General features: G+C 65.7%; 25 protein-coding genes and 1 riboswitch. Of the genes, 9 read left to right on the forward strand and 16 right to left on the reverse strand.

The features are described 5' to 3' along the window. Positions 1 to 18: 18 nt before the first annotated feature. The gene (locus CXR03_RS03000; protein WP_104101838.1) at positions 19 to 570 is read right to left on the reverse strand and encodes an alpha/beta hydrolase; all 552 of its coding nucleotides are present in this window, start codon (positions 568 to 570) and stop codon (positions 19 to 21) included. 73 nt (positions 571 to 643) lie between these two features. Here CXR03_RS03000 and CXR03_RS03005 point away from each other — a divergent pair, with 73 nt between their 5' ends. Both CXR03_RS03005 and CXR03_RS03010 read left to right on the forward strand, forming a co-directional pair. Continuing rightward, complete coding sequence (locus CXR03_RS03005; RefSeq protein WP_104101840.1) at positions 644 to 1,669, forward strand: LLM class flavin-dependent oxidoreductase; 1,026 nt, start codon at positions 644 to 646, stop codon at positions 1,667 to 1,669. Between the two features lie 58 nt (positions 1,670 to 1,727). Continuing rightward, positions 1,728 to 1,865: riboswitch (SAM riboswitch) on the forward strand. 15 nt (positions 1,866 to 1,880) lie between these two features. Next, positions 1,881 to 2,264: a hypothetical protein gene (locus tag CXR03_RS03010; RefSeq protein WP_104101841.1), complete on the forward strand. Its 384-nt coding sequence runs from the start codon at positions 1,881 to 1,883 to the stop codon at positions 2,262 to 2,264. Here the strand turns inward: CXR03_RS03010 and CXR03_RS03015 are convergent. Genes CXR03_RS03015 through CXR03_RS03030 form a run of 4 tightly spaced genes read right to left on the reverse strand, consistent with a single transcriptional unit; the run spans position 2,221 to position 5,771 of the window. Beyond that, on the reverse strand, positions 2,221 to 2,946 hold the full coding sequence (locus CXR03_RS03015) for a tyrosine-protein phosphatase (protein WP_104101843.1): 726 nt from the start codon (positions 2,944 to 2,946) through the stop codon (positions 2,221 to 2,223). The two genes, CXR03_RS03010 and CXR03_RS03015, sit on opposite strands and share 44 nt — an antisense overlap. 9 nt (positions 2,947 to 2,955) lie before the next feature. Further along, on the reverse strand, positions 2,956 to 3,804 hold the full coding sequence (locus CXR03_RS03020) for a 3-hydroxyacyl-CoA dehydrogenase family protein (RefSeq protein WP_104101844.1): 849 nt from the start codon (positions 3,802 to 3,804) through the stop codon (positions 2,956 to 2,958). Next, the gene (locus tag CXR03_RS03025; protein WP_104101846.1) at positions 3,804 to 4,559 is read right to left on the reverse strand and encodes an enoyl-CoA hydratase/isomerase family protein; all 756 of its coding nucleotides are present in this window, start codon (positions 4,557 to 4,559) and stop codon (positions 3,804 to 3,806) included. Before CXR03_RS03025 ends, CXR03_RS03020 begins: the two co-directional genes overlap by 1 nt. Further along, positions 4,560 to 5,771 carry an acetyl-CoA C-acyltransferase gene (locus CXR03_RS03030; protein ID WP_104101848.1) on the reverse strand — a complete coding sequence of 404 codons (1,212 nt, stop codon included), beginning with the start codon at positions 5,769 to 5,771 and terminating at the stop codon, positions 4,560 to 4,562. 194 nt (positions 5,772 to 5,965) lie between these two features. On the opposite strand from CXR03_RS03030, the gene CXR03_RS03035 reads away from it, so the two are divergent. After that, positions 5,966 to 6,403, forward strand: coding sequence for a VOC family protein (locus CXR03_RS03035; protein WP_104101850.1), 438 nt, complete (start codon positions 5,966 to 5,968; stop codon positions 6,401 to 6,403). A 46-nt stretch (positions 6,404 to 6,449) separates the two neighbouring features. On the opposite strand, the gene CXR03_RS03040 is transcribed toward CXR03_RS03035, so the two are convergent. The 3 genes from CXR03_RS03040 to CXR03_RS03050 are packed head-to-tail and all read right to left on the reverse strand — an operon-like array spanning position 6,450 to position 8,773. After that, positions 6,450 to 7,178 (reverse strand): CPBP family intramembrane glutamic endopeptidase, encoded by a 729-nt coding sequence (locus CXR03_RS03040; RefSeq protein WP_104101851.1) that lies wholly within the window; start codon positions 7,176 to 7,178, stop codon positions 6,450 to 6,452. Between the two features lies 1 nt (position 7,179). Further along, positions 7,180 to 8,064, reverse strand: a complete 885-nt coding sequence (locus CXR03_RS03045) for an NAD(P)H-hydrate dehydratase (protein ID WP_181034475.1) — start codon at positions 8,062 to 8,064, stop codon at positions 7,180 to 7,182. Beyond that, complete coding sequence (locus CXR03_RS03050) at positions 8,048 to 8,773, reverse strand: histidine phosphatase family protein (RefSeq protein WP_104101854.1); 726 nt, start codon at positions 8,771 to 8,773, stop codon at positions 8,048 to 8,050. The genes CXR03_RS03045 and CXR03_RS03050 overlap by 17 nt, the downstream gene beginning before the upstream one ends. Positions 8,774 to 9,209: 436 nt before the next feature. On the opposite strand from CXR03_RS03050, the gene CXR03_RS03055 reads away from it, so the two are divergent. Together CXR03_RS03055 and CXR03_RS03060 are read left to right on the forward strand one after the other, a co-directional pair. Beyond that, positions 9,210 to 9,461 carry a hypothetical protein gene (locus CXR03_RS03055; RefSeq protein WP_104101856.1) on the forward strand — a complete coding sequence of 84 codons (252 nt, stop codon included), beginning with the start codon at positions 9,210 to 9,212 and terminating at the stop codon, positions 9,459 to 9,461. A 118-nt stretch (positions 9,462 to 9,579) separates the two neighbouring features. Further along, positions 9,580 to 10,134 (forward strand): hypothetical protein, encoded by a 555-nt coding sequence (locus CXR03_RS03060; RefSeq protein ID WP_146070445.1) that lies wholly within the window; start codon positions 9,580 to 9,582, stop codon positions 10,132 to 10,134. 15 nt (positions 10,135 to 10,149) lie between these two features. Here the strand turns inward: CXR03_RS03060 and CXR03_RS03065 are convergent, their stop codons facing one another. Genes CXR03_RS03065 through CXR03_RS03085 form a run of 5 tightly spaced genes read right to left on the reverse strand, consistent with a single transcriptional unit; the run spans position 10,150 to position 18,414 of the window. Then, complete coding sequence (locus CXR03_RS03065; RefSeq protein WP_104101859.1) at positions 10,150 to 11,382, reverse strand: MFS transporter; 1,233 nt, start codon at positions 11,380 to 11,382, stop codon at positions 10,150 to 10,152. A gap of 36 nt (positions 11,383 to 11,418) precedes the next feature. Further along, a complete protein-coding gene (narI, locus tag CXR03_RS03070; RefSeq protein ID WP_104101860.1) occupies positions 11,419 to 12,228 on the reverse strand; it encodes a respiratory nitrate reductase subunit gamma in 810 nt (269 codons plus the stop codon). Next, positions 12,225 to 12,923 carry a nitrate reductase molybdenum cofactor assembly chaperone gene (gene narJ / locus CXR03_RS03075; RefSeq protein ID WP_104101862.1) on the reverse strand — a complete coding sequence of 233 codons (699 nt, stop codon included), beginning with the start codon at positions 12,921 to 12,923 and terminating at the stop codon, positions 12,225 to 12,227. The genes narI and narJ overlap by 4 nt, the downstream gene beginning before the upstream one ends. Next, positions 12,920 to 14,695 (reverse strand): nitrate reductase subunit beta, encoded by a 1,776-nt coding sequence (narH, locus tag CXR03_RS03080; RefSeq protein ID WP_104101864.1) that lies wholly within the window; start codon positions 14,693 to 14,695, stop codon positions 12,920 to 12,922. The genes narJ and narH overlap by 4 nt, the downstream gene beginning before the upstream one ends. Then, positions 14,695 to 18,414, reverse strand: coding sequence for a nitrate reductase subunit alpha (locus CXR03_RS03085; protein ID WP_219816190.1), 3,720 nt, complete (start codon positions 18,412 to 18,414; stop codon positions 14,695 to 14,697). Before CXR03_RS03085 ends, narH begins: the two co-directional genes overlap by 1 nt. 155 nt (positions 18,415 to 18,569) lie before the next feature. Here CXR03_RS03085 and CXR03_RS03090 point away from each other — a divergent pair, with 155 nt between their 5' ends. The 3 genes from CXR03_RS03090 (at position 18,570) to CXR03_RS03100 (ending at position 21,655) form a co-directional block, all read left to right on the forward strand. Beyond that, positions 18,570 to 19,523: a 1,4-dihydroxy-2-naphthoyl-CoA synthase gene (locus tag CXR03_RS03090; protein ID WP_104102776.1), complete on the forward strand. Its 954-nt coding sequence runs from the start codon at positions 18,570 to 18,572 to the stop codon at positions 19,521 to 19,523. 7 nt (positions 19,524 to 19,530) lie between these two features. Continuing rightward, a complete protein-coding gene (locus CXR03_RS03095; RefSeq protein WP_104101867.1) occupies positions 19,531 to 20,673 on the forward strand; it encodes an AMP-binding protein in 1,143 nt (380 codons plus the stop codon). A gap of 97 nt (positions 20,674 to 20,770) precedes the next feature. Then, positions 20,771 to 21,655 (forward strand): 1,4-dihydroxy-2-naphthoate polyprenyltransferase, encoded by an 885-nt coding sequence (locus tag CXR03_RS03100; RefSeq protein WP_104102777.1) that lies wholly within the window; start codon positions 20,771 to 20,773, stop codon positions 21,653 to 21,655. 26 nt (positions 21,656 to 21,681) lie between these two features. Here the strand turns inward: CXR03_RS03100 and CXR03_RS03105 are convergent, their stop codons facing one another. Beyond that, on the reverse strand, positions 21,682 to 21,993 hold the full coding sequence (locus tag CXR03_RS03105; RefSeq protein WP_104101868.1) for a DUF4229 domain-containing protein: 312 nt from the start codon (positions 21,991 to 21,993) through the stop codon (positions 21,682 to 21,684). A 119-nt stretch (positions 21,994 to 22,112) separates the two neighbouring features. On the opposite strand from CXR03_RS03105, the gene CXR03_RS03110 reads away from it, so the two are divergent. Further along, positions 22,113 to 22,493 (forward strand): PLD nuclease N-terminal domain-containing protein, encoded by a 381-nt coding sequence (locus tag CXR03_RS03110; RefSeq protein WP_104101870.1) that lies wholly within the window; start codon positions 22,113 to 22,115, stop codon positions 22,491 to 22,493. A 279-nt stretch (positions 22,494 to 22,772) separates the two neighbouring features. Here the strand turns inward: CXR03_RS03110 and ccsB are convergent, their stop codons facing one another. Beyond that, entirely contained in the window at positions 22,773 to 23,858 is a 1,086-nt protein-coding gene (gene ccsB, locus CXR03_RS03115; RefSeq protein WP_104101871.1) for a c-type cytochrome biogenesis protein CcsB, read from the reverse strand. After that, entirely contained in the window at positions 23,858 to 25,528 is a 1,671-nt protein-coding gene (locus CXR03_RS03120; protein WP_104102779.1) for a cytochrome c biogenesis protein ResB, read from the reverse strand. Before CXR03_RS03120 ends, ccsB begins: the two co-directional genes overlap by 1 nt. Positions 25,529 to 25,693 lie beyond the last annotated feature (165 nt).

Genomic DNA, 25,693 nt, shown 5'->3' on the forward strand with positions numbered 1-25,693 from the left:
CCCATTCTTACCCGGTTTTCAGCCGAGGGGAATGGAAACGCCCAGCCCTGCGGCAAACGCGGTCAGCAGGTCCCGGCCCTGCTGCCAGTTCCCGATGCCGCTTTCATCATTGATGTGGGTCAGTGCTCCGGCGTCGATCACGGGGACACCCCAGGCCTGGGCCAGCAGCCGTGCTCCGGGGAGGGTGCAGTAGGGATCGTTTTCGCTGGCAACCATCAGTCCGGGCACCGGAAGCGGCTCCAACCGCGGGTCCCGGAAAGATCCGGCAGTGTCCGGGAAGGCCGGCTCGGCCGGATCCGGCGGGGCTACCAGCAGCACGCCCCGGGCGCGTTTCGGGTTGCGCAGCAGCCATTCGGCGGAGGCCAGGCAGCCCAGGCTGTGGGCCACGAGGATGGTGTCACCGCCGCGGGAGCCGGCGGCGTCGTCGAGCGCGTCCATCCAGTTCTCCAGGTTCGGGTCATCCCACGACGACGGCGAAATCCGGGACACGTCCGCGGCACCGTCCTGCCACCGGCTTTGCCAGTGCTCATCATTGGAACCGCCGATCCCCGGGACCATGGTCAGGTGCATGCTGTTCGCCTCTCATCCTGTGGTGCCGGGGAGCCGGCAGCCGGGAATATCTGCTCGGAAACCGGTGCTGTCAATGAACATGAAGAAGATCGGTTTCCTGTCCTTTGGACATTACCGCGACGTGCAGGGTTCCTTTGTCCGCACCGCCCGTGACGCCCTGCTGCAGACCGTTGAAACGGCGGTGGCAGCCGAGGAAGTTGGCATTGACGGAGCCTTCCTTCGGGTCCACCACTTCGCCCCGCAGTTCGCTGCGCCGTTCCCCCTGCTGTCCGCCATGGCCGCACGGACTCACCGGCTTGAACTGGGCACGGCGGTGATCGATATGCGCTACGAAAATCCGCTGTACATGGCCGAAGAAGCGGCGGCCACGGATCTGATCAGCGGCGGCAGGCTTCAGCTGGGCCTGAGCCGAGGTTCACCCGAGCCCGCGCTGCGCGGCTATGAGGCATTTGGCTACGTTCCCACCGGGGACAGCACCGATGCGGATGAGGCCCGCAAGCACACACTGGTGTTCCGGGCGGCGATTGCCGGCGCAGGCCTGGCGAACGCGGATCCGATGATGACCGGCAGTTCCGACGCGCTGGCCATCGATCCGCAGTCCCCCGGCCTCGCAGAACGGATCTGGTGGGGTTCCGGAACCCGGGCGACGGCCAAGTGGACCGGCGAACAGGGCATGAACCTGATGAGCTCCACCCTGCTGACGGAGGATACCGGAGTTCCCTTCGATGAGCTCCAGGCCGAGCAGATTGCGGTGTTCCGCAAGGCCTGGGCCGATGCGGGACATGAGGGGACTGCGCGGGTGTCCGTCAGCCGCAGCGTCATTCCGCTGGTGACCGACACCGACCGCCGGTATTTTGGGCTGCGCGCCCAAGCCGAGGGACGCGACCAGGTGGGGCGGCTCGACGGCGGTCTGGCCCGGTTCGGCAAGAGCTACATTGGCGAACCTGATGTCATTGCCGCCCAGCTTGCCGCGGACGCCGCGGTTCAGGCTGCGGACACGCTTCTGGTGACGGTGCCCAACCAGCTGGGCGTGGACTACAACGTGCAGCTGCTGGAGAACATCGTGAAGCATGTCGCGCCGGCGGCCGGCTGGCGCTGATGCCTCCGGCACGGCGGCGGTTCCCGGCTGTCACCGGCATGCGCTATGGTGGTGTCAGCTTCACGAGAGGTGGCCAACGCCCGGAGGAATCCGGGTCCGTAAAAGCTCCGACTGGCCTCACACCAACCCCATTGTTCGGCGGGTGGTTCGGATGACGAAGCGGCCCGCGGCCAACCGGTGCGGGCAAGGACAAACCGTAAAGGAACACACTGTGAGTATCTCCAGTGGCGCCCGCTGCATCAGCTACACCCCCGGCCACAACGTCCACCTCATTCACGGCAAGCGCCTGGCTGTTTACGATGACTGGGTGGATGCCCAGGCCTACGTCGATCTCGATCTGGACCTGATCCAGTTGGTCGTGGACGGCGAGCAGCAGCTGATGTGGTTCCACGACCTGCCTTCCCTGTCGCAGGCGCTGGCCCATTCCAACGGCCAGGTACAGTGGTGCGCACGCTATTCGTCGCTGCTGGTGCCCGGAGGCTTTGACAGCCCCGCACGGCGCTCTTTTTTCTACTTGGCGACGCCGGAAAGGGTCCATCCCTGTAAACAGCTCAACGCAAACGACTCCGAAGACGCCCAAGCTCAGCGGGGCTAAGCCCAGCTGAGCGCAGGTACTGTTCCGCGTCCAGCCCGTCCAGGGCGCGGAGCAGTTCCCGCCGTCCGTCGGCCACCCGCGCGTCTTCCTGCTCGGAGGTCAGCGGCTTTTCCCTCGGATGCACCTGCGTGGCGTGGAAGGCATTAATGCCGCGGACCGCCTCCTCATAGTCGTCGGCAATGGCCTCCGGTGATGCCCCGGCCAGCTGGAGCAGCAGCATGGCGACGAGCCCGGTGCGGTCCCGGCCGGCGGAGCAGTGGATCACCACCGCGCCGTCGTCGGCGTCTGCCAGGGCCTGAACGACGGCGGCGATCTTCTCCGGCCAGCGGCGCAGGTTCTCCCGGTACCACTTGGGCGAGTCCATGTACGGGCCGCACAAAGCGGTGAAGTCGGGATCGTTCGCTTCCTGGGTGGGCCGGGTCAGGAACGTGATGCCTGCGGCGGCGTCGGGGCTCACTTCCGGGTCGGTGTCCCGGCGGCCCTGCTCCACGTCGTTGCGGAGGTCGATGACGGTGCGGACGCCGGCGTCGCGGGCCTGCGCCCAGCCCCGCCCGGTGAGCCATTCGGACCGGCCCATCCGGAAGATCCGGCCGGGTGCCACGGAGCCGCCGCCGGCAACCGGGATGCCGCCCAGGTCACGGGCATTCGCCGCGCCTTCCCACTCCACATCCCGGTTGCCCATCACGCCCTTCTAGGACCAGTCGAAGAAGCCCTTGCCGGACTTCCGGCCGAGCTCGCCGCGCGCCACCTTGTCGCGGAGGATCTGCGGCGGTTCAAACCGCGGACCAAGGGTTTCGGCAAGATACTCGGCAATGCCCAGGCGCACGTCCAGACCCACAATGTCGGTGGTCCGCAGCGGACCTGTGGGGTGCTTGTAGCCCAGGACCATGGCGGCATCGATATCCTCTGCCGTGGCCACGCCCTCCTCCACCATGCGCATGGCTTCCAACGCGATGGCCACTCCCAGCCGGGAGCTGGCAAAGCCGGGGGCATCGTTCACGACGACGGGCGTCTTGCCGAGGTCCTGGGCCCAGGCGGCGGCGGCTTCGGCCAGCTCCCCGGAGGTCTGTTTGCCCAGCACCACCTCGATCAGGGTGGAGGCGGGCACCGGGTTGAAAAAGTGCAGCCCGCAAAACCGCTCCGGGCGCTGCAGCTTTTCCGCCAGGCCGGAGACGGACAGTGAAGACGTGTTGGACGCCAGCCAAGCCTCGGATCCCAGCTGCTCCTCGACCGCAACCAGGGCTGCTGCCTTCAGTCCGAAATCCTCCGGCACTGCCTCCACCACCAACCCGGCACCGGAGAACGCCGCATAGTTCGTGGAAACGGACAGCCGCGCGGTCAGGTCGGCCAGGCTTTCGGAAACGGTGCCGCGCTCGACGCTCTTGGCCAATGCGCCGGCGACGCGGTCATAAGCGGCGGAGGCGGCGTCGTCGTCGCGCTCCACCACCACTACTGTTGCTCCGGCCGTGCAGAAAGCGTGGGCAATGCCCGCGCCCATCCGTCCGCCGCCGAGCACTCCTACCGTCGAGGGAACTGCCATTACTTTTTCTTCCTCTCAAGGAATGCTGACATGCGGTCAAACTTGGCCTGCGATTCAAACAGAATCCCCTGCGCCAAATTGTCGATGGCGGGGTGGGCGTCCGCCGGGGCTGCGAACACGGTTTTGGTGAGCCGGACGGCCAGCGGGTCCTGGCGGGCGATCCGGTCCGCCAGCGCGTGCGCGGTGGCCAGCAGGTCTTCCGGTTCGGCGAGCTCGGTGACCAGGTGCGCGGCCAGCGCTTCCTCGGCGTTCAGCACCCGTCCGGCCAGCAGGATCTCCTTGGCCAGCGGTTCGCCCACCAGTTCCTTCAGGCGCCAGCTGGCGCCGGCGGCTGCCAGGATCCCCAGCGAGGTTTCCGGATTGCCGATCTTGACGCGGGGTGTTCCAATCCGGAAGTCCGCCGCGAAGGCCAGCTCCGCCCCGCCGCCCAGGGCGTAGCCGTCCAATGCCGCAATGACGGGCATCGGCAGTTTGGCGATCCGGGCAAACACGGTGGAGTTGATGCCTCGCAGGGCGTCGTCGCGGCGGCGTTCGCGCAGCTGGGCAATGTCCGCGCCGGAGGCAAACACCCCGTTGCTTCCAGCAAGGATGAGGGTCCGGGGGTTCTCTTCCAAGTCCGCGCAGAGCAAGTGCAGCTCTTCGACCATGGCGGCGTCGATGGCGTTGCGGACCTCGGGCCGATTGAGGACGGCGGTGACGCGCCCGTTCCCCTCGGTGATCTGCAGGGTGGTGAAGGAGCTGTAGTCGGCGCCCATTTAGACGGCCTCAATCAGCATGGCGGTGCCTTGCCCGACGCCCACGCACATGGTGGCGATGCCGCGGGAAGCACCCTCGCGTTCCATCCGGTTCAACAGCGTGATGGCAATCCGGGAGCCGGAGGAACCCAGCGGGTGCCCCAGGGCGATGGCGCCGCCGTCGTTGTTGACGATGTCCTCGTTCACACCGAGCCGGCGGATGCAGGCCAGGGACTGGGTGGCGAAGGCTTCGTTCAGTTCAAAGGCGCCGACGTCGGCAAGTTTCACGCCACTGCGGGCGAGCACTTTCTGCGTGGCCGGGACGGGGCCGATGCCCATGATTTCCGGCGGCACTCCGGCGGACGCGCCGTCCACAATTCGGGCCCGGGCGGTGAGCCCGTACTCGCGGATAGCACGCTCGGAGGCGACGATGATGGCTGAGGCGCCGTCGTTCAGCGTGCTGGAGTTGCCGGCGGTAACAATGCCGCCGGGCCGGACCACGGGACGCAGCTTGGCGAGCACCTCGGCGGTGGTTCCCTCGCGCGGGCCCTCATCGGTATCCACCACGGTGTCGCCCTTGCGGCCGCGGATGGTGACCGGAACGATTTCGTCCTTGAAGTGTCCGGCGGCAATAGCTGCCAGCGCGTTCTCGTGCGATCGGACGGCAAACGCGTCGGCGTCCTCGCGGGAGATGCCGTCCACTGCGGCCAGTTCCTCCGCTGTTTCCGGCATGGAGTACGTCATCTTGCCGTCACGGGAGAGTTCTCCGGAGGTAAAGCGCTCATTCACGAAGCGCCAGCCGATGGAGGTATCGAAGGTTTCACCGGGCTTGGCGAAGGCCTTGGTGGGCTTTTCGGTGACCCAGGGCGCGCGGCTCATGGATTCGGTGCCGCCGGCAATGACAATGTCCGCGGCTCCCGCCTTGATCATGTGCGAGGCCATGATGATGGCGGACAGTCCGGAGGCGCAGAGCCGGTTCACGGTGATGCCGGGAACGTCGCTGGGGAACCCGGCGAGCAGGGCGGCGAGGCGGGCAACGTTGCGGTTCTCTTCACCGGCACCGTTAGCGTTGCCGAGGATGACTTCGTCGACGACGGCGGGGTCCAGTCCCTCGCGCGCCACCAGTTCCTGCAGCGTCAGTGCCGCCAGGTCATCGGGCCGGACACTGGACAGCGCGCCGCCGTACCTGCCCACCGGAGTCCGCACTCCGCCCACGAGAAACGCTTCAGTCATTGTTGCTCCCACCGTCTGTGTGCCGCCGGCCGACGCTGGCCGGGCAGCATTTACTGACCATTCGTTCTGTAAAGAATTGCACGGCGGCGGAACGCGGTCAATGTGACCGGCCTTGGGTGACGGACGGCTCCTGCGGTCAGAAGGTGTCCGCAGGATCGTCCGCAGCCGGCGGTTCGCGGGGCTAGGCTTCGGGCATGAGCTTCAACATTCAAATATGCGTGGATTGCGAAAACGCCCATGAGCAGGCTGATTGGTGGGCGGAAACGCTGGGCTGGGTCATTGAACCCCTGGACCAGGCCATGATTGATTCCCTGCTGGATCAGGGGACCATTTCCCCGGACATGCTGGTTGACCATAAAGGGCAGCGGCGGTGGCGCGACGGTGCGGCGATCTGCCGCGAAAGCGAGGTCGGCTCCTCGGAACGCCTGCGCATCCTTTTCCAGCCCGTGCCCGAGCCCAAGACGGCGAAGGACCGCATCCATCTGGACATCCATGTCAACGGGGCGGACAAGGACGTGAAGCGGGCGGAACTTGAGGCACGCGGAGCCACCTTCCTGTATTCGGAACAGCAGGGGCCTTCCTCCTGGTACACCATGGCCGATCCCGAGGGCAACGAATTCTGTATCGCCTAGGCCAACGGGCAGCGGCGGAAGGGTCCGGCGTGCGGCGCTTCCAGGGTTATTGCAGCAGTTCCGCCGGCACAGCGTAGGTCAGCAGGACCGCCAGCAGGTTCTTGGCGGAGTGCACGGCGTAGGACAGGATGAAGTTGTTTCCCGCCCAGACGTAGATGCCCACCAGCACCGCCCCCATGGCCAGGTACGGCATCAGGACCGGCAGCGTCAGCGCTTCTTTGCCGGCGAGGTGGATGCCTGCGAAGAGCAGCACGGAGATGGTGCAGCAGGCCCAGATGTTCAGGTGCCTGCTGAGCTTGCCGATAAGCAGGTGGCGGAAGATGTACTCCTCCACAAAGGGCGCAATGATGACCAGCAGGGGAATGATCAGCAGCGGCGGCAGGGACACCACCAGCCCCTGGACAGCTTCCTGGTTGACCGCTGTTTCGGGTGGTCCGGTGAAGGCCACCGCGACGGCGGTGAGCAGCAGCATGACGAACACGCCGCCCGGAATGATCGCCAGCGTCAGCCAGGGCCGGGTGGCCAGGATCCGGGTTTCCCGCACCGCGTAGCGCCAGGAAGCCCAGGCGGCCAGTGCGCCGGCCGAAAGATAGAACGCCAGGTTCACCACGTAGCCGGCAAGCAGCGGATCGGGAATCAGCGTGGTCAGCCCGGGGATGCCGAGCCCCGGGGCGTAACTGAAAATTAACAGGAACAGCACGTAAAACCCTGCGGCAATTCCGTCCCGCCGGGTAAAGGAATATGACAGGAAGTCCGGCCGGCGAAGCTCAGCCACGTTAGACGGTCAGCTCCGCCATGACGCGGGGCATGGCGTCCAGCAGTTCCCCGGCCAGGAAGCTGAGGGGTCCCTGGGCGGCGGCCAGCCGGTCGCCGGCGGTGGAGTGCAGGTAGGTTCCCCAGCAGGCGGCCTGTTCGGGGCTGGCCTTCCGGGCCAGGAACCCGGCGATGGCGCCGGCCAGAACGTCTCCGCTGCCGGACGTGCCTAAACCGGAGTTGCCCGCAGGAACTTCCCAGCGCCGTCCGTCCGGTGCCGTAATGAAGCCCTGGGCGGCCACTACTGCCTGATATTTGGCAGCAATGTCCAGGGCCGCCTGTTCCACGTCGAGGTCCGTCCCGGGGTCAAGATCCAGCAGCCGGGCGGCTTCCTTCTTGTTCGGCGTCAGCACCAGACGCCCGGCCCAGCGCTCATACACCTCCGGCAGACCGGGCAGAACACCAAGTGCGTAGGCATCAAGGACCACCGATGCGTCTTCCTTCATCAGCGGGGCAATGCTCCGGAGCAGATCTGCGGTGGAATCGGCGTCGTCCAGACCGGGACCAACCACCACCACGTCGGACGTTTCCAGATCGGCCCCTATGGCCTTGCCCGCCCGGGACCCGGAAATCACGCCGTCGTCTTCGGGCAGCGGAGCGCACCCCGATTCAGGCACTGCCACGGCAACGGCCACGGCCACTGAATCGGTCACGGCGAGGGTCAGCCGCCCGGCGCCCACGCGCAGGGCGGCACGGCCGGTCAGCATGGCAGCACCAGGTGAACGCCGCGCACCGCCAACCACCAGCACGTTGCCGCGGTCGGATTTGTCAGCGGCCTCACGGTTGACCTGCCAGCCCTTCAGCAGGGCGGGAGTTACGGCAGTTACGGGTTCAGCGGGGGTGGACATTGTCATCTCCTGCATGCTCGGTCACCGGTGCGCCGCCGGATTCCAGGTGGTCAACGGCATTGAAACTCTCCAGCGCCCAGCGGCCCTTTCCTTCCGGGCGCATCAGGCGGGTTATGGAAGCGTTACGGACGCTAGTACTGGAAGCAATATCGAGAAGTTCGGCCTCGCTGAGCTGCTCGCAGATGTAGCGGATCAGCATGATCACGGCATCATGGCAGACGACGGCGACACGCTTTCCGTCGTTTTCGTCATCGATGTCGCGGAGGACCGAACGCAGCCGCAGTGCCACGTCGGCCCAGGATTCCCCGCCCGGGGGCCGGTAGGAGAACTTGCCCAGCCAGTTTCGCCGCTGTGCTTCATCCGGGAAACGGGCGTCCACTCCTGCTGAGGTCAGCAGGTCCAGGATGCCCAGTTCCCGGTCGCGCAGCCGTTCGTCCAGGCGCATGTCCTGCAGACCGGTCAGCTCCGCTGTCTGCCGGGCCCGCAGGTACGGCGAACACCAGACGGCCTCGGGACGCTCATCCTCCGGCAGCCCGCCGAGCCAGCGGCCCAGCGCTTCACCCTGCTGAACACCGGCGTCACTCAGCGGAACGTCGGCGTCCCGCAGCCCAATGTCGATGACTTCGGCCCCGGAGCGGTGTGCCGCTGTGGCAGCTACGTTTCCCGCACTCTCGCCGTGCCGGATCAGGACCAGTTCGATTGCACCCATCCTCCGACTCTACCCCCGCCCCAAAACCGATTCGAGATGAATTCACGGGAAAAACCTGCGGATTCATTATTCAAAGCCCTTGAATCGGGTACACCAAATGTGATTAGGCTCAGCAATGGAAAATACGCTTTGGAACGATCCAACGGACATTTCCCAGACTTCTGCAGGGAATCGGGCACGGCGGGCTTTGCTGGCATGCTCGGCGGTGGTTGTCCTTGCATCCTGCTCTGCGGGTCCCGCGGACAGCACCGACGCCGGGGGCACGAACAGCCCTGCCCCCTCTGTCCCTTCAACTTCTTCCGCCTCCCCCACGCCCGCTCCCTCAGCTGCATCAGCCAAAAGCACACCTTTACATGAACCGCTGTCACCGGATTCACGGTCATACCCGCCGGAAGAACTCGTCCTGTCCGAACAGGGGACAGGCAGCGGAAGCTACGTGGTTGAGGGTGGACTGAAAGAGGGGGAATCCATCACCATTGCGGTCACGTGCACCCCGGGCGGAAAACTGGACGTGAAGACCGACCCCGCCCTCCCCGGGATCAAAAACCTTGACTGCGCCGACGGGCCGGTTGACATGAACATCAGCGATCCCGCTATCGCAGGGGAAATAGGGGATCTGTCGGTCACTGTGCAGACGTCCAACGGCGGATCCTTCTGGGTACAGGCCCGGGTCCACAGCGGCGCCTAGCATTTGCGGAAATATCCACTTTTGCAATCCGCCGCATGGATCAATAAGTTCCCGGCATTTCCCAAAAACCTTGATTTGCCTCGTCTCTTTGTGTTTAGGGTCGCTTATGGAAACCTTTATGAAGGAAAGTGCATCGGCCGCTGTCAGCGTCTCCGCCAGACGGCGGGGCGGCCGCGGCAAACCCGGCCTTTGGATTGGCCGCGGTGCCCTGGCCGCAATGTTTGTTGCTGTCCTTTCCGGATGTTCCGCGGACGGGACGGCTGAAGCCGAGCCGGTCAACACCACGCCGGAGGCTGCTGCAAGCGTCTCCCCTTCCAGCCCAGTTGAGGATTCGGATGTGGCGGAACCCCTTGCACCACAGATTGAAGTGGACGGTGTTTCTCCGTCCGGAGAGAGGGTTCTTTCCGAGCAGGGCGTTGGCACCGGAACGCATGAGTTTGACGGAGTGCTGGAAGCGGGACAGGTCCTGAGCCTCTCCGCGTCCTGTTCCCCCGGAGATTCGGTGTCCGTCAGCGCAGGTATGGGGAGTTATACCGTCCCCTGCAGCAGCCCCGCCTCGTCATATACTTTCAATGCTCCGGCCGACGGGGCCGTTGAAGGCGTGGAAGTCACCGTGAGAACGGCCCACGGCTCCCCCTACTGGCTCGCGGCCTGGGTGCACGACGCCGAATAAGCCTCCCGCGCGCCATCACGTGTTGGTGCGCTGATCCGTCTTGCCGCCGTTGCGGACCGTGAAGGTCAGCAGGAACGCGACGGCGGCAAAGGCCGCCAGCAGCATCAGCCCCACAAAATAGCTGCGGTTCGCGGGATCGTAGGTGGCGCCCATGACCAGCGGCGGAAAATAGCCGCCCAGTCCACCGGCGGCGGCGATGATCCCGCCGACCGTGCCCACGTCCTGCGCCGGTGCTGCCCGTCCCACCCAGGCAAACACGCCCCCGGTGCCCAGCCCCAGGAACAGGGCCATCAGGATGAACGCCGTACCGTACACCCGTTCCTCCTCCGGCCGCAGCGCAACGACAATGGCCAGGACCACGGTGCCGGCCAGCGACGTCAGGGTCACCAGTTTCGGACCCACTTTGTCCGCGATCGTTCCGCCGATGGGCCGGGCGATCACGGCAGCCACCGCAAAACCCGCGGTCCGGGTTCCGGCTGCCGTCGCATCGTAGTCGTACACGTTGCCAAGGTACGTGGGCAAATAGTTGGAGAACGCCACGAAGGCCCCAAAGACCACTCCGTAGAGGAAGCACAGTTGCCAGGTCACGCGCAGGCTAAAGGCGTGGGTAATCTTCGGCAGCACCGGTTCGGTGGGGGCAGACCAGGCCGGTGACTCACGCAGAATCAGCCAGCTCAGCACCGCCATGGCAGCCACGACGACGGCGATGGTGATGTGGGTGCCCATGTAGCCGACCGCGGTGACCAGCCGGGGCGTGAAGAACGCCGAGACGGCGGTGCCCACCATGCCCGCGCCGAAGACGCCGGTGGCGAATCCTTTCCGGGTGCGTTCGTACCAGGCCGAGCAGAACGGAATGCCGATGGCGAACACCGTCCCGGCGATGCCCAGGAAAAACGCAATGACCACCAGGAACGGGAAGTTCCCCATCTGTCCCACGATGCCGGTCAGCAGCACCAATGGCGCAGTAACACCCAGAATGACGGTGAACATGATTCTGCCGCCGTACCGGTCGGTCAGGGCCCCCACGGGAATGCGGGCCACTGATCCCACCAGGATGGGCATGGCCACCAGGATGGAGGTCTGCCCCGGTCCCAGGTCCATGTCCGCGGCGTACCGGCTGGACAACGGCCCAATGATTGTCCAGGCCCAGAACCCCACCGTGGACGCCACCGTGGCAACAATAAGGTTCTTCAGCTGCCCGGATCTCAGGTCCGCGGATGACGCCGGCGATTGCGCTGAAGCTGGCATGACGGTCTCCTCTCGTGCAGGGCTGGTGCCGGCGCATCAGTTCCGGGGTATGCCTTTGCGGTTGCGGTCCGGAGTGCCTACCGGAGCCCAGCTGCCGCGCGGAGTAGGTGACCCGGGTGCAGGCTTTTTTCCGCGGGAGCGGTAGACGATGTACGGGCGGAAAAGGTATTGCAGCGGCGCGGTGAAGGCGTGAACCAGGCGGGTGAACGGCCAGAGCGCAAACAGCGCCAGTCCCCACAGGGTGTGGATCTTGAAGGAGAGCGACGCCGCGGTCATCGCGGCAATATCCGGCTGGAAAATGAAGAGAGAGCGGAACCATGGCGCCACGGTGTCCCGGTAGTTCACGATCCCGGCGTCAAAGACGGAGAAGACGGTGGTGGCCAGCCCGGCCAGGATGGCGGCCAGCAGGAAGATGTACATCACTTTGTCGTTCCGGGTGGTGGCCATAAAGACCGGCCCGGTGGTCCGCCGCCGGTAGATCAGCAGGACGATCCCCACAAGCGTGGCAAACCCGGCAATGGAGCCCACGCTGAGGGCAAAGAAGTGGTACCGGTCCTCATTGATCGCAATGGCATCCATCCAGCTCTTCGGGATGACCAGCCCCACAAAGTGGCCCACGATCACCGCCAGAATGCCAAAGTGGAACAGCGGAGAGGCAATGCGCAGCAGCCGGGATTCGTACAGCTGGGAGGAGCGGGTGGTCCAGCCGAACTGGTCATACCGGTAGCGCCAGATCGAGCCCAGAATGAGTACGGCCAGCACCACGTAGGGCAGCACGCCCCAGAGCATCACGTCACCCAAACCCACCTGCACGTTGGCCGGCGGAGGTACGTCCGCACGTATCATGGCGCGTTCCTTTCATGCACCGGCAGCAGCCGGGAACTGTAAGGTTCCAGGCCCACCGTTTCCGTGGGCGGCCCGTAGCCGGCTGTCTGCATGACCGTTTGCCGGTCCTCGGGAGAAACCCCGGGCAGGGTCGAGCAGACCAGCGCCAGAGCTCCGGAGTACGGAAGATTGTCATCGCGCAGTGCCAGCCGCAGCAGTTCCAGCGAGGGCCGGTAGCGCTGCAGCAGTTCGTAGCCGTCCGACGGGGAAACTTTGGCGGCGAATTCCAGCACCAGCGGCAGGTAATCCGGCAGCTCGGACCCTTCCGGCAGGGCACCGTGCGCCCGGTAAACCTCCTTGAAGGCGGCTAGCGCCTCGCCCCTGCGGCGGGTGTCGCCGTCGGTCCAGTAGGTCAGGTGCAGGCTGTGCCGCTTCGACAGGTCGAATTCCTGGACATAATCGGCCTGCACCTCGGGCAGCGGTCTTACGGTCAGCCAGGAGAGCAGTTCCTCCAGCGGATCGGCATCCGCGCCGGCTTCCGCGAGCGCCGCACGCATGGACGGCACCAGATCCACCAGCTCCTGGTCCGGATACTCCAGCAGCAGCCCGCAGACCTGCCGGACGACGGCGCTGCGCCGGGGATTGGCGTCCTTGTACGGTTCCGGCTCGAAGGTGCCCTTGCCGGGTTTGCCCAGAAGCTTCTCCAGCAGGCTCACCGGCCACCTCCCTGCTGGTCCGGCCCGTCACCCTCGGCCTGGTCATAGCCTGCACCAATGCCGCTGCCCTTGTCCTCAGCAGACTGCGTGCCGCCCGTGGTTCCGGGCACGCCGCGGTTGCCGTCAGCCGGAAACAGGCCCCGGGGTGAGCCCCGCCCGTCCCAGTTCAACAGGTTGACGCGGCCGCCGAGATCGCCGTTGCCGGTGGGATCGTCCCCCCGCTGGCGGGCCTGCAGAGCGGCGAAGTTTTCCACCGCCACCGGCATCGGCCGCCCGGAGGCTTCGCCGAAGACACCGGTTTGTCCCATTCCGGGGCCGCCGTCCACATCCAGCGAACAGCCGATCTCCTCCAGGTTGTGGGCATCCTCCAGATGAGCACTGGGAATGACGTAGCGCTCCTCATACTTGGCGACGGCCATCAACCGGTACATGGCCACGATCTGTTCGCCGGTCATTCCGACGTCGGCGGCAATCTGTTCATCGGGGACGTCGCCGAGGGTGATGTTCCGCATGTAGGCGCGCATGGCTGCAAGCTTGCGAAGGACGCCTGTGACCAGATCCGTGTCTCCGGCCGTGAACAGTTCGGCCAGATACTCCACCGGGATCCGCAGCGCTTCGATGGCGCCGAAGAGATTGTCCGCACTTTCGCCGTCGTGCCCCTGTTCGTTCAGCACATCCACAATCGGGGACAGCGGCGGCACGTACCAGACCATGGGCATGGTGCGGTACTCAGGATGCAGCGGCAGTGCCACCCGGAAGGTCTTGGCCAGCGCGTACACCGGCGAGCGCCGGGCTGCCTCCAGCCAGTCCTCCGGAATGCCCTCCGCCCGCGCCGCGGCAAGCACCTCCGGGTCGTTGGGATCCATCATCAGATCCAGCTGGGCCTCGTACAGGTCCTTCTCATCCGGGACAGATGCCGCGGCCGTGACCCGGTCGGCGTCGTACAGGAAAATGCCGATGTACCGCAGCCTGCCCACGCAGGTCTCGGCGCACACGGTGGGCAGGCCCACCTCGATGCGCGGATAGCAGAAGGTGCACTTCTCAGCCTTTCCGGAGCGGTGGTTGAAGTACATCTTTTTGTAGGGACAGCCGGTCACGCACTGCCGCCAGCCGCGGCAGCGGTCCTGGTCCACCAGCACAATGCCGTCCTCTTCACGCTTGTAAATGGCCCCGGACGGGCAGGACGCCATGCAGGACGGATTCAGGCAGTGCTCACAGATCCGCGGCAGGTAGAACATGAAGGTGGAGTCAAATTCCAGCTTCACCTTCTCTTCCGCCTCGCGGCGCATCTTTTCCAGCACCGGATCGCTGAGCTGCGTGCGGGCCGAGCCGCCCAGATCGTCATCCCAGTTGGCGGACCATTCAATTTTCATGTCCTCTCCGGTGATCAGCGACTTGGGCTTCGCCACCGGAAAATCGTTGCCCGCCGGGGCGTTGATGAGGTTCTCGTAGTCGTACGTCCACGGCTCGTAGTAATCGTCCAGCTCCGGCTGGACGGGGCTGGCGAAGATGCCAAAAAGCTTGGCCAGCCGGCCGCCCGCTTTCAGCTTGAGTTTGCCGCGGCTGTTCAGTTCCCAGCCGCCCTTCCATTTCTCCTGGTCCTCGTACCGGCGCGGATACCCCTGCCCGGGGCGGGTCTCCACGTTGTTGAACCAGACGTATTCGGTGCCCGCCCGGTTGGTCCAGGCCTGTTTGCAGGTCACGGAGCAGGTATGGCAGCCAATGCACTTGTCCAGCGCCATCACCATTGCTGTTTGGGCCATGATGCGCATCAGTAAGCCACCTTCTGGGAGCGTTTGCGGACAACGGAAACAATGTCGCGCTGGTTGCCGGTGGGGCCAAGGTAGTTGAACGCCCAGGACAACTGCGCGTAGCCGCCAATCATGTGGGTGGGTTTGACGAGGATGCGGGTCACCGAGTTGTGGATGCCGCCGCGCCGGCCGGTCGCCTCCGACTTGGGCACGTCAATGATGCGCTCCTGGGCGTGGTGGACGTAGATGACTCCGGCCGGCATCCGGCTGGACACAATGGCCCGGCCCACCAGAACCCCGTTGTTGGAGATGCACTCCACCCAGTCGTTGTCATTGACCTCGATCAGCGCGGCGTCCTGCGTGCTCATCCAGACTGCGGTGCCGCCCCGGGACAGTGAGAGCATCAGCAGGTTGTCCTGATACTCGGAATGAATGGACCACTTGTTGTGCGGGGTCAGGTAACGCACCGCCACGGACAGGTCGCCGCGGGTGCCCAGCTGCGGCTCTCCGAACAGCCGGTGCATGTCCAGCGGCGGCCTGTAGATCGGCAGGGCTTCGCCCATGTCCTGCATCCAGTCGTGGTCCAGGAAGAAGTGCATCCGGCCGGTCAGCGTGTGAAAGGGCTTGAGCCGTTCGATGTTGATGGTGAACGGGGCGTAGCGGCGCCCGCCGGTTTCCGAGCCGGACCATTCCGGCGACGTGATGACCGGCGTCGGCCGGTCCTGGGTGTCGCGGAAGGTGATCTTCTTGTCCTCCGCGCCCTCGGCCAGGTCAGCCAGCGGGGTGCCGGTCCGCTTCTCGAGGGTCCGGAATCCCTGCACCGCCAGTTCGCCGTTGGTGGTTCCGGAGAGCAGCAGGATGGCCTCGGCCATCCGCGCGTCGGTGTCCACCGCGGGGCGTCCAGCCGCGGCCCCGCTGTCAAAGACACCGTGCTTGCGCGCGAGGTCTTCCAGCGGCTTGGTGACGTCGTACTTCACGTACTTGGTGGTCAGGCCCAGCTTGTCCGCGAGCGGCCCCACGGCAACGAATTTCTCGCCGATGGCGGTGTAGTCGCGCTCCACTACGGCCAGTGAGGGCAGGTTCTTGCCCGGCACCGCGGGAATATCCGTGCCTTTCCAGTCCGGTGCGTGCCCGCCGGGCTGGGCGATCTCGCCCGGGGTGTCATGGGTGAGCGCGGTGGCCACCAGGTCCTTCCGGACGCCCAAGTGGACAACGGCCTGACGGGAGACTTCCTCGGCGAGCAGCCGGAACAGGTCATAGTCCGTCTTGGCTTCCCAGGGCGGCGCGATGGCGGGTGTGAAGGCGTGCACGTAGGGGTGCATGTCGGTGGAGGAGAGGTCGTATTTCTCGTACCAGGTGGCGGCCGGGAACACGACGTCGGAGAGCAGCGTGGAACTGGTCATCCGGAAGTCCGCGGACACCAGCAAATCGAGCTTTCCCTGCGGCGCCTCGTCGCGCCAGACGACGTCGGCGGGCCGGGACTCGCCGTGATCGGCGCCCATGACGTTGTTCAGGGTGCCCAGCAGGTGTTTCTGGAAATACTCCTCGCCCTTGGCCGAGGAACCCAGCAGGTTGGACCGCCACAGGACCAGGGTCCGGGGCCAGTTCTCCGGGGCATCAATATCCTCCACCGCAAACCGAAGCCTCCCGTCCTTGAGCCGGCGGGCAACCCAGGACGCTTCATCCTTTGCCTCGCCGCGGGCCACGCCCGCCGCTGCCTCATCGGCTACATCGAGCGAGTTCTTGGCGTCGAACTGCGGGAAGAACGGCATCCAGCCCATGCGGGTGGACTTGGCGATCACATCTGCGGTGTGCAGGCCGCGCAGGTGTCCCTGTGCCAGCGGCGACTGCATGGAGTCGGAGGAGTAGCCGTCGGAGCGGAACTGGTCCGTGTGCATGTACCAAAATGCGGTGCCGATCATGAACCGCGGAGGCCGGTTCCAGTCACCGGCCGAGGCCATTGCCGCCCAGCCGGTGATCGGCCGGCACTTTTCCTGGCCGACGTAGTGGGCCCAGCCGCCGCCGTTGCGGCCCTCGCAGCCGGTGAGCATGAGCATTGCCAGGATGGCCCGGTAGGTGACGTCGCCGTGATACCACTGGCAGATGCCCGCGCCGAGGATGATCATGGAGCGGCCCTTGGATTTCTCGGCGTTGGCGGCGAAATCCCGGGCGGTGCGGATCACGGCGTCGGGCTTGACGTTGGTGACCTCCTGCTGCCAGGCGGGAGTGTAGGGGGTTTCGGCGTCGTCGTATCCGGTGGCCCATTCCCCGGGCAGACCGTCCCGGCGCACACCGTACTGGGCGAGCATCAGGTCAAACACGGTGGTGACCGTCCTGCCGGCCACGGTCATGACGGGTACGCCGCGGCGCAGGACGGAGCCGATGCCGCTCGGATCGGTGAAGGCAGGCAGGTCCACCCGGCTGGCTTCACCCTGCCAGGCCGGCGCATCGGCAATCGACAGCGCCGGAACCACACCCTGCAGGTCGAGGTTCCATTTGCCGGCGTCGGCGTCGTTGTAGCGGAAACCCACTGAACCGTTGGGCACCACCGGAGTGCCGGCGTCCCGGTCCAGCAGCACCGTCTTGAAGGCGGCGTCCGCGGCACCGGATTCGGCCGGACCGAGGTCCGCAGCGGTGAGGAACTTGCCCGGCACCACGGAACCGTCGGTGCGGGTGTTGATGCTGACGAGGAAGGGAAGGTCGGTGAACTGGCGGACATAGTCCTCGAAGAACGGTACCCGCCGGTCCACGAAGTTTTCCTTGAGGATGACGTGGCCCATGGCCATGGCGAGCGCGCCGTCGGAACCGGCCTGGGCGGGCAGCCACTCATCGGCGAACTTGGTGTTGTCCGCATAGTCGGGGCTGACCGAGACCACTTTCGTGCCGCGGTAGCGTCCCTCCACCATCCAGTGGGCGTCGGGAGTGCGGGTCACCGGGATGTTGGAACCCCACATCATGAGGTAGGTGGCATCCCACCAGTCCCCGGACTCGGGCACATCCGTCTGGTCACCGAAAACCTGCGGACTGGCCACCGGCAGGTCTGCGTACCAGTCGTAAAAACTGTTCATCACCCCGCCGATGAGATTGATGAAGCGGGCACCGGCGGCATGGGACACCATGGACATGGCCGGAATGGGCGAAAAGCCGGTGCAGCGGTCCGGACCGTAGTTCTTGATCGTGGAAACGTGGGCCGCGGCGGTCATCTCCAGGGCCTCGGCCCAGGTGGACCGGGCGAGCCCGCCCTTGCCGCGGGCCTGCTGGTAGGTGCGCCGGCGGTCCGGGTCATTGACGATTCGTTCCCAGGCCAGCACCGGGTCTCCGGTGTCCTTCTTCGCCGCCCGGTACATTTCCAGCAGCACGCCGCGGATGTACGGATAGCGCACCCGGGTGGGCGAATACGTGTACCAGGAGAAGGCGGCGCCGCGCGGACATCCCCGGGGCTCATACTCCGGACGGTCCGGACCCACCGTGGGATAGTCGGTTTCCTGCGCTTCCCAGGTGATGATCCCGTCTTTGACGTAGACCTTCCAGGAGCAGGACCCGGTGCAGTTGACTCCGTGGGTGGAGCGCACCACCTTGTCGTGGCTCCATCGGTTCCGATAGAAGGAATCGCCCTTGCGGCCGCCCTCCCGGAACACGGCACGGCCGTCATCGGTCTCATCCCAGCGGGTGAAAAACCTGCCGAGCTTGAGCATTGCTTCTGTTGCCGGGCCATCAATCCCCGGTGCGGAGCCAGCCATGAAAACCACGCTAGGCCCGGAGCCGGTGGGCGGGACAGCCCATCGGCAGGAAATTCATGCCGCAGAACGCAGACAGGTCCGGCGGGAGGACCTTCGGCGGTTCCTCCACGGGGTCGCGCGCAGTGGGTTTGGGATGGAGCGATAAACTCGGAACTGTGAGCACAGATCTTCCTGAACAGGTGTCCGATATTTTCGACCCGCAGCAGTGGCGTCTTGTCTCCGGGTTTGAGGACCTGCAGGACATGACCTACCACCGCCATGTGGAGCGCTCTGCCGACGGCGGGATCGTGCGTGACCTGCCTACCGTGCGCATCGCGTTCAACCGTCCGGAGGTCCGCAACGCGTTCCGCCCGGGCACCGTGGATGAGCTCTACCGGGCCATGGACCACGCCCGGATGACCCCCGACGTTGCCACCGTGCTGCTTACGGGCAACGGCCCCTCCCCCAAGGACGGCGGCCACTCCTTCTGCTCCGGCGGTGACCAGCGGATCCGCGGCCGCGACGGCTACCGGTACGCCGAGGGCGAGACCCGGGAAACCATCGATCCCGCACGCGCCGGACGGCTCCACATCCTGGAAGTCCAGCGCCTGATCCGCACCATGCCCAAGGTGGTCATAGCCGTCGTCAACGGTTGGGCGGCCGGCGGCGGGCACAGCCTGCACGTGGTTTCGGACCTGACCATCGCCTCCCGGCAGCACGGCAAATTCAAGCAGACCGACGCCACGGTGGGCAGTTTCGACGCCGGCTACGGGTCGGCCCTGCTGGCCCGGCAGATCGGCCAGAAGAAGGCCCGTGAGATCTTCTTCCTCGCCCGGGAGTACTCTGCCGAGGACATGGTGGCCATGGGCGCCGTGAACGAGGCCGTGGACCACGAGAACCTGGAGAAGGTTGCGCTGGAATACGCCGCGGACATTGCCCGGCAGTCCCCGCAGGCCATCCGGATGCTGAAGTTTGCCTTCAACCTGCCCGACGACGGCCTGGCCGGCCAGCAGGTCTTCGCCGGCGAAGCGACCCGGCTGGCCTACATGACGGACGAAGCCGTGGAGGGCAAGGAAGCCTTCCTCGAAAAACGGGACCCCGACTGGTCCTCCTTCCCCTACTACTTCTAGGCTTGCGATGGAACTGCTGACCGTCCACACACCCGCCGGCTTTAATGCCCAGGAGCTACTGGCTCCGCTGGCAGATGCCCTCGCCGGCGAAGGTCCAGCTGTTGCTCCCTATGCGGACCCGCACCAGACTTTCTCCGGGGAACTCCCCAACGATGACATCGCCCTGGTCATCAGCACCTCGGGGTCCACCGGAACCCCCAAGCAGACCATGCTCAGCACGGATGCCCTGGCCGCTTCCTCCATGGCCACGGCCATGGCGCTGCATGCGGACGGGCAGTGGCTGATGGCTCTGCCCGCGCACTACATCGCAGGCGTGCAGGTCTTGATCCGCTCGCTGTACGCCGGGACCCAGCCGGTGTTCATGGACACGTCCGGGTCCTTTAGCGCGGCCCGCTTTACGCAGGCGGCCGAAGAGATGACGGACCGCAACCGGTTCACATCCCTGGTGCCCACCCAGCTGCACCGGCTGCTGACCAACCCGGAGCCGGAAACGGTGCGCGTGCTGCGCCGCTTCAATGCCATCCTCCTGGGCGGGGCTCCTGCCGGAACCGGGCTCCTCGCCGACGCAGCCGCACTCGGCCTGAACGTCGTCACCACCTACGGCATGAGCGAAACCTGCGGCGGCTGCGTGTACGACGGCGTGCCGCTGCCCGGTGTCGACGTTGAGGTGGAATCCGGCGCCCTCTGGATCGCCGGGGACATCCTGGCGGACGGCTATCTGGGCCGGCCCGAACTCACCGCGGAACGCTTCCGGTTCAATTCCGGCAAACGCTGGTACCGGACCGATGACACCGGCAACGTGGAGAACGGCCGGGTCACGGTGTCCGGGCGGCTGGATGACGTCATTGTCAGCGGCGGCGTCAAGATCTCCGCCGCGTCTGTCGGCGCGGCCATCGAGCAGTTGGCCGAAGTCTCCGATGCCGTGGTCCTGGGCCTGGACAGCCCGGAATGGGGCAGCATAGTCGCTGCCGCCGTCGTCGGCTCCGTTGATCCTGAAAAGGTTCGCGACGTCGTCCGCACAGCGCTGGGAAAGGCCGCGGTGCCCAAGGTGGTGCTCCTGCTGGAGGCCCTGCCGCTGCTGGCCAACGGCAAAACCGACCGGATGGGGATCCGCCAGCTGCTGGCAGCCGCCGGGCACACGCACCCCTGATGTCTGCGCCGGGCCGTCGGCCCGACGGATTTCGCGCAGCGAAGCTGCGGCAGAATAGATCCCAGAGAACCTTCACTAGAACAAGAGGATGTTGATTGTGGCTACAGCCGCGCAGTGGTTAGAAGGAGCCCGCCCCCGCACTCTGCCGATGGCGGTGGCTCCGGTCATTATCGGCACCGCCGCGGCCTATGATCTGGGTTCGTTCAAACCCCTGAATGCCGTGCTCGCCGCGCTGGTGGCCATCCTGCTGCAGGTAGGCGTGAATTACGCCAATGACTACTCGGACGGTATCCGCGGCACCGACGACAACCGGGTTGGCCCGCTGCGGCTGACCGGCTCCGGCGCGGCACGGGCCAAGCAGGTCAAGTACGCGGCCTTCGCCTGTTTTGGTGCGGCCATGCTGGCTGGCCTGGTGCTGGTTATCCTGTCTTCCGCCTGGTTCCTGATCCTGGTGGGGGTGGGCTGCGTCGCAGCGGCATGGGGTTACACGGGCGGACGCAACCCCTACGGCTACATGGGCCTGGGCGACGTCTTCGTGTTTGTGTTCTTTGGCCTGGTGGCGACGCTGGGTACCACGTACACGCAGGCGGGACAGATCAGCCTGCCGGCGGTGCTTGGTGCCGTCGGCACCGGACTGATCGCCATGGCGCTGCTGATGGCCAACAACGTTCGGGACATCCCCACGGACCGCGAGGCCGGAAAGCGGACCCTGGCCGTGCGGCTGGGCGACGAAGCGGCCCGCATCAGCTACGTCATGATGCTCGCGGTGGCCATTTTGCTGCCGCTGTTCCTGGCCTCCGACTACCCCTGGGTGCTGCTGGTCCTGCTGCTGATCCCGGCCTGCCTGATGCCCAGCTGGCTGATGCTCAAGGGCAAGAAGCGCCGGAGCCTGATCCCGGTCCTGAAACAGACGGGGCTGATCAACCTCGGGTTCGCCCTGCTGTACAGCCTCGGCCTGGTCCTCACCCGGATGCTGGCGTAGGTGTAATGCCCGGGTAGGTTCGGCGCTTACTTATCCTCGCGGGGACGGCGGTCGGAGTTGATCTGCACGTCCGGGTGCGCATCCAGCAGGCTGTCCTCAGCGCCGGCGTCGTCACGTTCAACGCGGTTTGTGGTCCGCGGATTGTTGCCGTGGAAGCGCTGCTGCACAGTGCGTGCCGCCTCGTCGCGCATGTCGCGGAAGAACAGGTACGTCACGCACCACGCAAGTATCGCGCCGACAATCGCGGAGAGCACCAGCCCCAACCCAAGCCAAACGCATGCTGCAAAGAAGACGGCCACCAAACCAAGGCGGAGAGCGGTAAATTTCCAGAAAGCCACACCGCCATTCTAGTGGCTGTTCCTGTGTGCAGCTTCTTCACGGCCACGAGGGCGCCCGCCGACCCGCCCGGTATGGAACTCACAGCTGAAGGTCAGCTGCGCTCCCCTACAATTGAGTCATGCCTCGCCTCGTGCTTTTCGGTGTCATCATTGTCGCCGCCGTCATTATTTACGCCATCGTCGACTGCGTCATGTCGCGTGCACAGGAGGTGCGCAGCATCTCAAAGGCGGCATGGATCTTCACGATCGTGCTGCTGCCGGTGCTCGGCGCGCTCCTGTGGTTCCTGTTTGGCCGCCCAATGAGCGGCCCGGAGCCGAAGAACCGGAAGCCGCGCCATCCCACCGCTCCCGACGACGACCCGGAGTTCCTGCGTAACCTGGCCATCCGCCGTCGGCAGCAGGAGAAGGAAGCCGAGCTCAAGCGCCGTGAGGCTGAACTCCGCGAGCGTGAGAAGCAGGCCGGAAATAAGAAGAACGACGACGAAAAGCCCACCACGTAGCTGCAGCGTCCAGCCGCCAAACCCGCTCCGGTCATCCCCGGGGCGGGTTTTTTGTTGACCGCGGCGCGCCTGGTCTGCCGCCATGGCCATTCCGGCACCCCGAGGGCAGAGACTATGCCGTTCACCACCGTCCAGTGTCCCGACGACGCAGGAATCCGCGCCCTGAGAGCGGCAGGAACGGGACACTCGACGGGCAACAAAAAACCCGCCACCCGGCGAACCGGAGGGCGGGTTTTTAGCGGCCGAAGCCGGTCAGTGCGTTAGACGCCGGTCATTGCATTAGACGCCGGAGTAGCTGTGCAGGCCGGCGAAGAAGACGTTGACGATCGTGAAGTTGAAGACCACGCACAGGTAGCCGACGATCGAGAGCCAGGCGGCACGGGTGCCGGTCCAGCCGCGGGTGGCACGGGCATGCAGGTAGCCGGCATACACGACCCAGATCACGAAGGTCCAGACTTCCTTGGTGTCCCAGCCCCAGTACCGACCCCAGGCCTGCTCGGCCCAGACGGACCCTGCCATGAGGGTGAAGGTCCACAGCACGAAGGCCACGGCGTTGATGCGGTAAGCGAAGTTCTCCAGGGCCTGGGCGGAGGGGACAATCCGCAGGAACGTGAGCTTGGAGGTGCCGCCGGCGCGAATCTTGGACTCGCGGTCCGCCTGCAGCAGCTGCAGGACGGACATGGCGAAGGTCAGTGTGAAGAGCGCGGAAGCAATGACGGCGACCGACACGTGAATGATGAGCCAGTAGCTTTGCAGCGCCGGAATCAGGTGGGCTACCGGCGTCGGGAAGCCAATGGTCGCAACCATCATCATGGTCAGGATCAGAGCCAACACAAAGGTGCCAAGGAAGCGGAGGTCCCGCTTGAGCAGCACCAGCAGGAACACGATGGCCACTACGAGGGCGCCGGTGGTGCAGAACTCGTACATGTTGCCCCAGGGCACCCGGTGGGCGGCGAGCCCTCGGGTAACCACGGCAGCGGTGTGGATCAAGGCGCCAAGGATGGTCAGTGCAACGCCGACGCGCGCGGTGTTCCGTCTCGCTCCGACGTAGCCCATGGAGGCGTCGGCTGTCTGGGCCACGGCACCGCCGTCGGCAGCTGTGCCGTCGGTATCCCAGCCGCGTACGTTGCCGTCCGCCAGATATGTGTCCGATCCGGCGCGGCCCGAGCGGGCGGATGCACCGGCATGGGCCGGTACCGGCGCCCCGGCCTTCTGCTCGGAGAGCTTGGATTCCACGGCCTGGATGGTTTTGCTGCTCTTGGCGAGGTCCCAGGTGAAGGCAAGGAACGCCACCGTATAGGCGAACGCCGCCAACAGCATGAACAGCTCGCTGTACTCAGCGAGGGCGTAGTCAATGGAGGGCATTACGAGTCCTTACCTGTTTCCTTCTTCTGCGCGGCACTGCTGTCCGCTGATGCTCCGGGCTCTGTGTCCCGGTCTGTCGTGTGCTGTCCGGAGCCCGGAGCAGATGCTTCCCCCGCGCCATTGTCCTCCACTGAGCCGGTGCCCGCCAACCACTGCTTCTGCAGCAGATCGCGGACGGCGGCAGCCTCAGTGGACAGGCGCTGGTCCTCGCCTCGGGCCAGGAGCCCGTATTCGACCATGATCCGCCCGTCGGCATGGGTGCCGGTGCGGACCCAAACGCGGCGCCGGGCAAGGAACAGTGAAGCGGCCAGGCCCGTGAGGGAGAGGGTGGCGAAGACCAGAACCCAGATTTTCGCCGGATCGTAGTGGATGTCCAGGGCAGCGTAGCGCTTGATGCTGTCAAAGCTGATGGAGCCCTTGCCCTCGGGCAGCTCATAGGTTTCCCCAACACCCAGGACAATGCCGCCGGCATCCAGGTTGCGGCTGTTGATTTCCGTGAGGTCCTCGGTGTCCAGGACATACACGTTGCTGGGCACGCCGTCATCCAGGCCAAGGTCGCCGTAGTACGCATTGAGGTTGAGCTGCGGATTGATCGGATCGGGGTCTCCGGAGTAGGACACGCCCTGTTCATCAAGCATGGCGGTGGGCAGGAAGAAGCCCACGAAACCGAGCTGGTCCGGCTTGGCATCCGGAGCCTTGATCACCATCAGGGACGTGTACATGCCGTCGCTGGGGACGGAGACCACGGGCCCCTGCAGTGCGATGTTGCCATCGCCGTCGCGCACGGTGACGACGGGAGCATAGCCGTTGCCGACCAGGTAGACACGGCTGCCGCCGATGGTCAGCGGAGCGTTGACCTTGAGCGTTTCAGTATGCTCCGCAGCATCCGGGCTGTCCTTGACCGTCATTTCGGCGGTGAAGTCCAGGGGCTGGCCGTAGTGGGTGGGCGACTCGCGGTCGAACCGGACGTTGAACTCGTCCAGCGTCAGCGAATAGGGCGCCAGCTGTTCCTCGGTGAAGCTGGTGCCCGGGGTGAACGAGTCATAGCCCACCAGGGTGTTGACGAAGGACTCCCCCTCCACCACCACCTTCTGGCCGCTGTAGCCAAAGAGCCCGCCGATGGCAATGCAGATCAGCACGCCGATCAGGGCAGTGTGGAACACCAGGTTTCCAATTTCCTTCGCGAAGCCGCGTTCCGCTCCGACGGAGGGACGGTCGGTATCCAGGTCCCGGACATCCACCCGGTAGCCGCGCTTGCGCAGCAGCTGTGCGGCCTCCTTGACGGCGGCGGCAGCGGTGAGGCCCGACGACGCCGGCACAGCCAAGGTGCCGTACTCCGGCAGCCGGGACAGCCGCTTGGGGGTGCGCGGCGGCTTGGAGCGCATGGCGCGGTAGTGTGCCTTGGCGCGCGGAATGACGCAGCCAATCAGGGAGATGAACAGCAGCAGGTAAATCGCCGAGAACCAGACGGACGAGTACACGTCGAAGAGCTGCAGCCGGTCCAGCCAGGGGCCGGTGTCCGGGTTGTCCTTCAGGTACTGCGTGACGACGGCGGGGTTGGCCGGCCGCTGCGGAAACAGCGATCCGGGCACCGCGGCGACGGCCAGCAGCAGCAGCAGGAACAGTGCGGTGCGCATGCTGGTGAGCTGGGTCCAGGCCCAGCGAACCATGCCCAGCGGCCCGAGGGACGGCAGCTGGACGTCTCCGGCGGAGCCTTTGCCGCCGGGGCCTTTCCGCCCGCCCTTGCCGCCGCCGGGCACGCCGGAGGCACTTGCGCCGTTGTTCTCGGCTTCGGTCAAAACTTCCGGTTCGCGCTTCAACTGGCTCTCATGGTT

It is taken from the genome of Arthrobacter sp. 08Y14, from assembly GCF_002929455.1.
GTDB classification, from domain to species: Bacteria; Actinomycetota; Actinomycetes; order Actinomycetales; family Micrococcaceae; genus Arthrobacter_B; species Arthrobacter_B sunyaminii.